This is a genomic window from Microcoleus sp. Pol8_D6 (assembly GCF_036700965.1).
In the GTDB taxonomy this organism is placed as follows: domain Bacteria; phylum Cyanobacteriota; class Cyanobacteriia; order Cyanobacteriales; family Microcoleaceae; genus Microcoleus.
Genome location: NZ_JAUBPW010000021.1, coordinates 78,477 through 89,201 on the forward strand (window position 1 = coordinate 78,477; position 10,725 = coordinate 89,201).

Sequence of the window (10,725 nt, forward strand, 5' to 3'; positions counted from 1 at the left end):
GTATTGCCTGAAGTTTTGACCGATCCCGAAGTTTAGCGTACTCGCGTTGTGTTGGTAGTTCCTGGGCGACATCGCAGTCGCGGATACTAAGCCAACGCCCGATCGGTCGGTTCTTTTTATTATAGGACGCAAATCCGATCGCAACAGGCAACGCCAAAAGAATCTCCAATAAAGGATGAATCCGGTTTTTCTGGCTGGATAGAAATGGGATTGTCCTGAGCGCTGGCTCCTAAATCGACCTGTTTTCCTCGTTTCTCTGTTCTGCTATAACTAAACTGAAAAGCCGAATAGCTGACAGGCATTTTCGGTTGTCTGCTGGGACAAAGTTAAGAGAGAAACTCCTCTCAATTTAGCAACTTGCTCGGCTACGTAGTAGACATAGGCTGGTTCGTTGCGTTTTCCCCGCTGGGGTACGGGGGCTAGAAAAGGGCAATCTGTCTCGACTAGGATGCGATCGCTATTTACCATACAAGCTGATTCTTGTATTTGCAAGGCTTTTTTAAAGGTGACTGTTCCGCTAAAACTAATGTAGAAACCTAGGTCTAAAAACCACTGGGTTTCTTCGGGTGTGCCTCCCCAGCAGTGCATAACGCCGCGCACTGGCCCGCGTGTTTGCCAAAAGTTCCTCAGCATTTCGGCCATTGGGGCGGCGGCGTCGCGACAGTGGATAATGACTGGTTTGTCAAGTTCCTGGGCGATTGAAAGCTGTGCCTCAAACACTTTAAACTGGTGTTCTCGATCGTCAGCTTTATAAAAGTCCAGTCCGGTTTCGCCGATCGCTACTACCCTAGAGTCCGAACTTGCTAATTCCCTAATCTGGCTCGCAGTCTGGTCTTTCCACTTGTCCGCATCTAGGGGGTGAAGTCCAACCGCAAACGAGACTTCTGAAAACTGATTGGCGATTGCTTGAATGCCGGCAAACTCTTCTGGCTCTACACAAGAATGAACCAGCCGAACTACACCAGCTTCGCGCCAGCGTTCTCGAATGGCTTCTAACTCAGATTTGTAGGTCTCAAAGTTGATATGAACGTGAGTGTCGATGAGCTGCATGGGGGAAGCAGATTAGAGGTGATACGGGAGAGTCCTGGTGGGATAGTGCGAGGGGGGAGTGAGAGAGTCTGCCAGTGGGAGTGGGAGAGAGTGTGTGGGAAAAATCTTCCGTTTTCTTTCTTCCTTCTTCCTGCTTCACGCTGGACTTCTTCACGCTTGACTTATTCCCTCAACATCCATCCCTTCAATCTTGTACACTGCTTCGTTGCCGAACTTTCTGCTTCCTTAAGATGCTACCGATACTTCGTGCGGCTTGAGGGTTCTTGCCAAGCGGGACTTTTTGCGAGCGCCGTTGTTGCGGTGGAGTACACCTTTTTTGACAGCTTTGTCAATTTTGCTGTAGGCCTCAGACATTCGCTGCTGAACTTCTTGCATTAATTCCGGGCTCGGAGCTGCGGCGTACTTGTCTACGGCAGCGAAATATTTCTTCATCAAAGTTTTGACCGCTGACTTGTAAGATTTGTTGTACAAGCGGTTACGTTCGGCGATTTTGACTCGTTTGACGGCGGACTTAATATTTGCCATAGTTCAGTTGCTGGAAGTAGGTATTCATTGATACACCCTAGTCTCAAGACAGTCTCAAGACACGGGGATTTTGAAGGACAACCTTTTCGGGAGCAATCCGCAAAAAGCTTGATTTTTAAGGGCGGAGTGAGACAGCCACTCTCCATTTGCTCAGATTGAGCTGAGTCTGTGGCTACTTTTTGGCGACGCCCGCGCAATAATTTTTTATTGACTCATTTAACTGCCTGTTATTTACCCCTGAAAATACCCAAAGGTATGACACGGATGTTAAGGAGGCGTTTTGCGGTGTTTCCACCGTCACGAGTTAAAGTCACGGTTTCTTGCGCGCAATTTTCAAGTATACAATAATTTGGCGTTTTTTTATAAAAAAATTATCAGGTGTGGGAAAAACTAATATAGCACCTATTTTGCTTAAAATCCAATTCTCTGAAAAATCCAAGTTAAGCTATAACAAAGAATACGGGTGATTTGGGCTTCGGCAAGAAGCACTTACCGAAGGTAGAAGGTAAAAAGCTGAAGGTAGAAGGTAGAAAGTAGAAGACAGCCGGATCTGAAGGTAGAAGCTAGAAGGCAGAATCAAAATTCTCCCGCTCGAACACTCTCCCTCTCGGATATTATCGGGGTCGGACACTCTCCCCCTCTGCGTTCCCACCCTCTTCCTCCGCACCCGTTTCTCTGGCGGGCAATTCAAGAGAGAAGGTCGTGACTTGTCCTCAGTGTTGCAAAATCCTCGACAGAGATTTAAATGCTGCACTGAAGCCTTGGAAAATGCCGCAACTCTCGCGGTTTAAGCTTGTGGACTGGTGGTGGCCTACTTCTCTAGGAGAACCCCACAAAAATCCCCAATTGTCAAGCAAATGTTAGTGAAGTTATAGACGGCATTCCTAATCTCCATGCTGCGAATCATTACTCAGTGGGTTGAGGCACAAGCTGAACTGCGACGGATCTGCGATCGCACCCATGACGAACTTGTCGTTCACAAAGAAGCCACCGTGCGGGAGGTGCTGCAAGCTGTAAGGCGCAGAGGCGATCAGGCTGTGCTGCACTACACTGCTGAATTTGACCGCATGACCCTAAATGTGGAAGATTTACGGGTCAGCGGTGCCGAATTGGATGCTGCTTACCAGCAGGTGTCGAAAGAATTATTAAATGCCATCCGGCTGGCTTGCAAACAGGTAGAGGCGTTTCACCGACAGCGCGTACCCAAGTCTTGGGTGCAGTTTGGTGATGACGAGATTGTTTTGGGCAAGCGCTACACGCCGGTCGATCGAGCGGGAATCTACATTCCTGGCGGTCAGGCGTCCTATCCGAGCTCGGTGATCATGAATGCGGTTCCTGCGAAGGTCGCCAAGGTGCCGAGACTGGTGATGTGTACTCCCCCCGGACAGGAGAAGAAAATGAATCCTGCGGTGCTGGTAGCGGCTCAGGAAGCGGGAGTTGATGAGATTTATCGGGTAGGCGGGGCGCAGGCGATCGCGGCTTTGGCCTACGGTACGGAAACTATTCCGAAGGTGGATTTAATTACTGGGCCGGGGAATATTTACGTCACCCTAGCTAAAAAGCTTGTTTACGGGACTGTGGGGATCGATTCTCTGGCTGGTCCGTCGGAGGTGCTGATTATTGCGGATGGTTCGGCGAATCCCGTGCACGTGGCTGCCGATATGTTGGCTCAAGCTGAACACGATTCGATGGCGTCGGCAATTTTGCTGACGGCGGATTCGGTGCTGGCTAGGAAGGTGGTGGCTGAGGTAGACAGACAGTTGGCAAATCACCCGCGCCGAACTTTAACAGAAAAGGCGATCGCCAACTACGGTTTAGTCGTAGTAGTGGACTCGCTCAAAGCCGCGGCGGAACTCTCTAACGAGTTTGCCCCGGAACACTTGGAGTTGCAAGTTTCAGATCCCTGGGCTTTGCTCGAGCAAATTCGCCACGCTGGGGCGATTTTCTTGGGCTGCTCGACGCCGGAAGCTGTAGGTGATTATTTGGCTGGCCCGAATCATACTTTGCCGACTTCTGGGGCTCCGCGCTATGCGTCGCCGCTGGGTGTCGAAACTTTTATGAAGCATTCGAGTTTGATTCAATATTCGCCGGCTGCACTTAAGAAGGTGAGTAGGGCGATTAATGTTTTGGCGGAAGCAGAGGGGCTTCCTTCTCACGCTGATTCGGTGCGGCTGCGGACTGAAAATGAGGGAAAGGGTGAGTTTTAGATGGTAGATTTAAGTAGATGATCGGCAAAATACATAGGTAGTCAAAAGCGAGTGAAATGCAATGAAAGGAAGCAATTCTCTTGCGATTATGGTAGCTTTACATTCTGTGACAAGCGGTCCAGTTTATTTGTACCTACCTACTTACGCACTGCGGGCTTAAAAAACCCGGTTTCTTCAAGAATCTTGCTTAAATGACGCAATTATGTTAAGAAACCGGGTTTCAGGGTAGGTAATAATGATGTTGGTGGGAAGCGCGAAATTGTGGACAGTAGGCGACAGTCAACGAAATATTTAAAGTCTAAATATCTGAGATTTAAAGGTGCATGGTATTGAATACTGTTTTGGTAGCGATCGACAATTCAGAGCTTGCAGAACGGGTTTTGCAAGTTGTAGGACAATTTCAGCTAGAACCGACAGCAAAGGTGATTCTAGTTCATGTTGTCAGTTCTGGTATGTCGGATTTTGACGCGGTTGTCGATCGACCTCACGCTCAGGGAGATGAGATTGCTTACCGAGAGGTGGAGAAGTTGCTGCAATCTTATCAGGAAAAGTTGCCTTGCCAGAGCGAATTGGAGATTGTTTCGGGACAACCTGCAGAAGAAATTGTCCGTTTGGCTAATATTTATAAGGCGGATTTAATTGCGATCGGCTGTCGGGGTTTGACTGGTTTAAAACGGATTTTGGAGGGTTCGGTGAGTGCTGAGGTTGTGGCTGAGGCTCCTTGTTCGGTGTTGGTGGTGCGCGCCAAATGACCGGGAAAACCCCATAACCGCTGCAATCAGTAGAGTAGATATCAACCAAATTGCTGCAATCCCTTACTGTGCAAATTCTCCTCGATGTGCTGCATTTCCTTCATATCCTCACCCGCAACTATCCCGTAAATTTCCGTGTAGATTTTTCCGTATTTAACCTTCTCTAAAGCTGACAAGATTATCAAGTCCTTGCGATCGAGCTCTGGTTTCAGCGTGACAAGAATGGATTCCAAAGTCCCATCCATCCGCCAGTTACTGGAATATTGAGCCACCTCCTTTCCCAGCCCCAGTAAGGTATGGCGCTGCACACAAAGCGGAGTGGAGCCATTAACTCGGAAATTGGCATCTATGGCATACAACTCTCCCTCCGAGTCTTCCAGCACGTCGAAGCCAATAACGCCGAAATAACCCTGTTGGTGAGCATATTTACCAATAGTGGCAATCATCTCAAAAAACCTACTCATGTCGGTTTCGCGGTAGTGAATTAGTCCCCCTAAATAGCTGCCCTCTGGGGTGACAAGTTGGCTGGTAGTGCCGATGAGCGTGATATTTCCCGTTTTGCTTACATAGAACTGCACGCAATAGTTCTGCACTTCATTCTTGACGAATTCCGAGACAATAATCGTATCGAGCAACTTGATATCGAGATATTTCCTCACTTCCTGCAAGCAGTAGTTCAGATCGCTGGCGCTTTTGATAATATAAGTGCCTTCTCCAGAAAGTCCGTGGGATGTTTTAATCAAGTAGGGGAATTGCTCAGGTAACTGAATGCTTTCGAGATTGACTTCGTGCAGATTGTAGGTTTGGTATTTCGGACATTGCACGCCTAATTCTGCTAGCGTGGCTTTGCTGAGTAAGTGGTAGTGGATGTCAGGATGGACGGCGTGTTTTTCGGGTTTGAGATTGTCGAAGGGAAATAGAGTCAGGAGTTTGTCAAAGCGATCGCTTACGCTGAGATCTTCGAGATAAGTTGAGCAGTCTATCATCTCCATACTGCTGTAGCTGAAGCCAAAATGCTCCCGCCAATAGTCAATCAGCGAGTTCGGCGGCTGATTAATCACAATCCCTGGGATGGCATCGCCTAACACAGCCAGATTTTTCCAAGGTTCCTTCTGACCAATCTTGTCGAAAGAAGTTTTGGTGGCTTCACTGCTGCCGTCTTGAATAAAGTATTTTTTTCTGTTGGGGTAAGCAGCCCAACTGGCAGTTGCAGGGTAATTTAGGATGAACGCATAACGTCCATCTGTGATGTCTGGAGCAAACAAATCGGAAAGAGAATTACCCTGAAAGTAAGGAAAGTCGTATTTTGAGTTCATAGAAACATCCAAGTCGAGTTTTAATTGAACAGTTTTCCCGGCTACTAAGTAGCTCGACACAATTAAAAGTAGGGTGGGCAATGCCCGCCCTACAAATTGAAAAAATGTTTATTGATGTCCAGCTACTTAATACCTAGGAAACAAGATATTAGTTGCGGAAATTTAACACTCTCCAACTAGGGAGAATGCAACCTCAATAATTTCAATGATGGACGAGTTGTTTTTTCTTAGTGAACACAGCCACCTTCTCCATTCCTGAGGTTCTATAAGCACAAGCCATGTCGGTTGAGTTATGCGCCCAGCCAACCCGCCCTTGAGGGTCTATGAGGATGCACCCAGCTTCTCCTGCTACCTTAGATGCCAGAGTCTCAATTGCCTTCTGCGCTGCTTCATCTGGGTGCTTGCCGGACGCTAGAATGTCGATCGCCGTTTTAGCCAGAACTACTGGCATAATCGACTCGCCATCGCCTGTGGTCGAGCAACCGCCCTGTTCATTTTCAGCAAACAAGCCCGATCCGATAATGGCGCTGTCGCCGACGCGACCGGCGGGCTTATTCATAGTGCCGCCTGTTGAGGTACCCGCAACTAAGATGCCACTGCTGTCCAAAGCTACACAACCAACGGTATTGGGGCGGTCAATAACTTCTTTTTCCTCCTCCCACTCTTCCTGTTGCTCATCAGCGATTAAGTCTTCTTTTTTACACATCTCGGCTCCATTTTGTGCCGCAAAATGTTCTGCGTGATCCGCTACTAAAAACATGGGTTTTTTATCCATAATCTTTCGCGCCACTGAGATGGGATGCCGCACGCCTTTAACATTTGCGAGGGCTCCCCAAGCTAATGAACCGCCTTCCATCATCGCTGCGTCTAGCTCTACCTCTCCCTTGCTGTTGAGAACCGATCCAAAGCCTGCGTTAAATGTCTGGTCAGCTTCCAGAACCCGGATAGCTGCCTCAACAGCTTCTGCTGCTGTACCTCCCCTTGTGAGAACTGCCCAACCAGCTTCTGCTGCTGCGGTACAGCCTGCATTGTTGGCTGCTACCTTGTCTTCTGAGATGGTTTTTGCTCCACCGTGAACAATAATACTCAGTACCATAAATTTCCTTTTTTTTATCTTAAGCTCTACTTAAAAATTCCTTATATCAGTCGTTATATTAATCAATTTATTATAAGCAATTTTCAAGTAGTTTATTTGATGCTAGTTATATAGCCTAGCTATGTTGAATTTAGGATTCGTCTATCTTCAGATATAATTATTTTTGTCGAGATTTGTATCCCTCTCGACCTAGCTATTTACGAATTATTAATATATATGTTGCTAAAGTTATGTCAATAGTTTGATCGCATTTAGCTTCGAGTTAGTTAAGGAACTTGAAAGAGTTAGGGAATAAAGATGAGGTACAACTTAAGGGGATGCACTACACATTAACAGGCAAAATTGCTAAACGTGAAGAATGAGACTTGGAGAGAAAAGAAGTGCGATCGCGCTTCACCTCACTCTGGATCTTTCTGTTTACCCGCAAAAGACTCTCGCAGTCGCAGTAAACTAGGCGTTTGCCCCAAATTCAGCGCCAGCAGCGACACTCCCTCCAACCGAGACTGCACTCAACCGTCGCCCCAATACCACTCGTGAAAAATGAAAATGATCTCCCCTTCCAACAATGTAGCGATCGAGCTTTAGACTTTTATCATTAATCTAAATTGTGTGGCCTGTCTTTGATTTTTGTGCGGTTTCTTAAAGTAGACTGACAGCGTTCCCAATAAATTTTAGAGACGCGATCGCCCTGATTCTGACGCCAACACTCGGCAAACAGCCGGGCCGCCTCAGCTAACTTCCCTTCCGAGTAAATCGCCAAAGATTCTGCAAACAATTGCAGCATAGCTAACTTGCCCGCTTTGATTTCTGGCGTGTCAGCATCAAAAACCCGATCAAGGTCACATAACAGCCATTCCATCAATCATAGCTGACGCAATAATTGTATAAGCCTCTACCCAAGCTTTTTCAGTTTCCGGTGTCCACTCTAAACCCATCTGCGCCTTCAAGGCTTGAATGAGTGCATTAGCGACAACAGGAAAATGTTCTACTACCACGCCATATTTGGCATGAGTTGCACCTAATCCCTTAGCAAAAACATTAATTAATTTAGGTTTCCGTAAATTTTCAATAATTATTTCTAAGCTTTGCCAAAGCTTTTCTTTTTGCTGTCCCATGTTTGTATTGCTAAAAAGAGTTTTAATCTGAGAAGAATTATCAAAAAGTATTTCATAAAAGTTACTAACAAATTCATCAGATTTAGGCTTAACCAATGCTAAAGTTCTTTCTAATAGCTCGACGTTTAAAGTGATAGTTTTTTGTTCACACCAGTCAAAATAAATTTGAGCAACCTGATCCGAAGGGCAGAGGTTTAAACATTGAGCAAATAATTCTGTGGCTTGGATAAATTTCTGTTGTCGATATAAGCTTAAACCTTGATCGAATAAATCTTTTGTGGCTAATTTACCTCGCTTTGTTTCGGGCATATCTGCCTCAAAAACTTCATAAATTGTAGATAGCTGTACTTTTCCCTTAACACTAATTTGAGCAATCATCCGCATAGCATAGTTGCTAGGATTAGCTAATTTGTTAAAAGTCTGCTGTGTAATCAGTAAAGCAACACCATAATTTTTTGTTAATCCTTCCACACGAGAAGCTAAATTCACTGCATCACTAATTACCGTTGTATCCATGCGATTTTGCCCGCCCACTGTGCCTAACATTAAATTCCCAGTATTAATGCCAATGCCAATCTTAATCGGGGCATAACCAGAATTAACCCGCTCTTGATTGTATACTTGAAGTTGATGCAGCATGGCAATACTGGCGTTTACTGCATTATCAGCATTACCGCTAAATAGCGCCATAATCGCATCACCAATATATTTATCAATAAAGCCATGATTTTCAATGATCGCCGATTCCATCCGAGATAAATAAGCATTAATAAAATGAAAATTTTCCTCCGGCGTCATACTTTCCGAAAGGGTAGTAAAGTCCCGAATGTCGGAAAATATCACCGACATCTCTAACTGCACTTGGTCGCCCAATTCCACATCAAGGATGCTTGATTTTTCTAGAAAATGGAGGAATTGATTGGGGACGAAGCGCTCGTAAGCTTTGTTGAGTTGAAAAAGTTCGTTGGTGAACCTGATCTGCTCTGTTTCGGCTTTTTTGCGCTCCGTTATATCTTGAAATGCTGCTATGCCGTAGGCAATATTGTTCTGATTATCATAGATAGGCTTTCCCCAAACTTCGATGGGTACAACCTTGTCACTCTGGTAGATTTCCATATCATTAACAGTGGAACTTTCACCATTTAATGCCCGCACTCCAGGCATTTTTTCAGCAGGATATGGATTGGAAGTGTCCGCAGTATATAGTTGATAAACCTCTGCGAATTGCTCGCGCGTGGCATCAGGCGCAACTCCTTTTCCCAGAAGCTGCTGCCCCTTCTGATTAACGTAGTAAGGTGTACCACTGGGTTTGAGTACAACTATGCCTACTGGCATTGCTTCTAGGAATTGAGTCAGCCTCGTTTCATTTTCGCGGACTTCTGTATAGAGTTTAGAATTTTGAATCGAGATAGCCGCCTGTCCAGATAACACTTTTAATAGTTCCACTCTTTCTGGTGTAAAAGCTCCGGCTGTCAGATTATTTTCTAGGTAAACAATACTGACAATTTGAGATTGGTTAATCAGCGGCACGCATAAAATTGATTTGGGCTGATTTTTGCGGATGTAGGGGTCGTTAGTAAATTGTCCCTCTCGAACCGCATCATCTAGTACCACGCTTTCTTGAGTGCGGGCCACATAATTGACAATTGCGGAGGAAAGTTCCTGACAATCTTCAACGGGGATTGACTGCAAGACGGTGACGAGTTCAGAATTTATTGTCCCGTCAGCTTCAATTAACAACTTTTCCTGGCTTGATAAAATTAGGTATCCTCTTTGCGCCCCTGCATTTTCCATCAAAATTTTCATTAAGCTAGACAGTAACTTATCTAGCAATATTTCGCCAGAGATCGCGCTCGTTGCCTTCATGACTGTGGTGATATCTAAGTTAGATTCCGAACCATTTGTCGTCACTCTTGCCGTAGTTTTAGTGTTTTTATTTTTCCGTTGAATTGGTTTTAACAACTGTGAATATCGCGTTTCTAAATCCGTTACTTTAGCAGTGGCTCCCCATTGGAGATAACAATAATACGCCTCAATCATGTAGAGTTGGGCAAATTTTTCTTTACCCATTTCTAGGTAAAATTTGGCGGCGAGTTCGTTGGCAAGGGCTTCTTCGTTGAGAAATTGATTTTCTTTAGCAAGGGAGATGGCGCGATCGTACATTTCAATTGCCTCAGCTTTATTGCCCAAAACTCGATGTTTTTCGGCCTCAACCAAATACCATTTATGCAGATGATTCATCGGAGCATTTTGCGCCCACTGTTGCAGAGTCGTTTGATGGGCTTCCGCCTGAGTAATAATTTCAGCTTGCTCGATTTCTGGCTGTGTGGAGAAGATCGCCAAGTGCGTCAAGGCTGCATAAAAATGGAAAACGGGAACATGAATCAATCCCGATAATGCCATCAAATACGGCTTGACTAGGCAAATGTAGTTTAGAGCAGCCGGATAATTACCCCAGGAGTAGGCAAGCAGTAGTTTGTAGACGTAGACAAGGGCGATCGCACTGAATTCACGCTCCTGATAGTGCTTAGGAATCATTACCGTTTCATCATAGGCTTCGCCGATTAAGCAATCCGACAGAGTACGAACTTCCCTCAAGTTCTGCAACATCTGCCACTCCATATGCAAATAAGTCCGAGCAGAATATTGCTTCACCTGAGCCAA

At 45.7% G+C, this 10,725-nt stretch carries 8 protein-coding genes; 2 read left to right on the forward strand and 6 right to left on the reverse strand.

Annotated features, from left to right (window positions below; translation table 11 throughout):
- Positions 1-270: 270 nt before the first annotated feature.
- Positions 271-1,050, reverse strand: coding sequence for a TatD family hydrolase (locus QUA10_RS11225; protein WP_333082825.1), 780 nt, complete (start codon positions 1,048-1,050; stop codon positions 271-273).
- A gap of 225 nt (positions 1,051-1,275) precedes the next feature.
- Positions 1,276-1,575 carry a 30S ribosomal protein S20 gene (rpsT, locus tag QUA10_RS11230; protein ID WP_006632886.1) on the reverse strand — a complete coding sequence of 100 codons (300 nt, stop codon included), beginning with the start codon at positions 1,573-1,575 and terminating at the stop codon, positions 1,276-1,278.
- 893 nt (positions 1,576-2,468) lie between these two features.
- Between rpsT and hisD the strand changes: the two genes are divergently transcribed.
- Positions 2,469-3,782 (forward strand): histidinol dehydrogenase, encoded by a 1,314-nt coding sequence (gene hisD / locus QUA10_RS11235; protein WP_333063489.1) that lies wholly within the window; start codon positions 2,469-2,471, stop codon positions 3,780-3,782.
- Between the two features lie 323 nt (positions 3,783-4,105).
- The gene (locus QUA10_RS11240) at positions 4,106-4,534 is read left to right on the forward strand and encodes a universal stress protein (protein ID WP_333063490.1); all 429 of its coding nucleotides are present in this window, start codon (positions 4,106-4,108) and stop codon (positions 4,532-4,534) included.
- Between the two features lie 41 nt (positions 4,535-4,575).
- Here QUA10_RS11240 and QUA10_RS11245 read toward each other — a convergent pair whose 3' ends face one another.
- The 4 genes from QUA10_RS11245 to QUA10_RS11260 form a co-directional block, all read right to left on the reverse strand.
- Positions 4,576-5,910: a carbamoylphosphate synthase large subunit gene (locus QUA10_RS11245; RefSeq protein WP_333086247.1), complete on the reverse strand. Its 1,335-nt coding sequence runs from the start codon at positions 5,908-5,910 to the stop codon at positions 4,576-4,578.
- A 142-nt stretch (positions 5,911-6,052) separates the two neighbouring features.
- Positions 6,053-6,946 carry an isoaspartyl peptidase/L-asparaginase family protein gene (locus QUA10_RS11250; RefSeq protein ID WP_333082823.1) on the reverse strand — a complete coding sequence of 298 codons (894 nt, stop codon included), beginning with the start codon at positions 6,944-6,946 and terminating at the stop codon, positions 6,053-6,055.
- A gap of 595 nt (positions 6,947-7,541) precedes the next feature.
- Positions 7,542-7,805: a hypothetical protein gene (locus QUA10_RS11255; protein WP_333082821.1), complete on the reverse strand. Its 264-nt coding sequence runs from the start codon at positions 7,803-7,805 to the stop codon at positions 7,542-7,544.
- Positions 7,786-10,725 (reverse strand): adenylate/guanylate cyclase domain-containing protein (locus tag QUA10_RS11260; protein ID WP_333086248.1); only part of this gene is annotated, 2,940 nt, incomplete at its 5' end. The genes QUA10_RS11260 and QUA10_RS11255, both read right to left, overlap by 20 nt.

Bases quoted from the DNA above. Each gene is read 5' to 3' on its own strand.
- hisD (WP_333063489.1), top strand. From the start codon at position 2,469: ATGCTGCGAATCATTACTCAGTGGGTTGAGGCACAAGCTGAACTGCGA.
- QUA10_RS11255 (WP_333082821.1), bottom strand. From the start codon at position 7,805: ATGGAATGGCTGTTATGTGACCTTGATCGGGTTTTTGATGCTGACACG.
- rpsT (WP_006632886.1), bottom strand. From the start codon at position 1,575: ATGGCAAATATTAAGTCCGCCGTCAAACGAGTCAAAATCGCCGAACGT.
- QUA10_RS11225 (WP_333082825.1), bottom strand. From the start codon at position 1,050: ATGCAGCTCATCGACACTCACGTTCATATCAACTTTGAGACCTACAAA.
- QUA10_RS11250 (WP_333082823.1), bottom strand. From the start codon at position 6,946: ATGGTACTGAGTATTATTGTTCACGGTGGAGCAAAAACCATCTCAGAA.
- QUA10_RS11240 (WP_333063490.1), top strand. From the start codon at position 4,106: ATGGTATTGAATACTGTTTTGGTAGCGATCGACAATTCAGAGCTTGCA.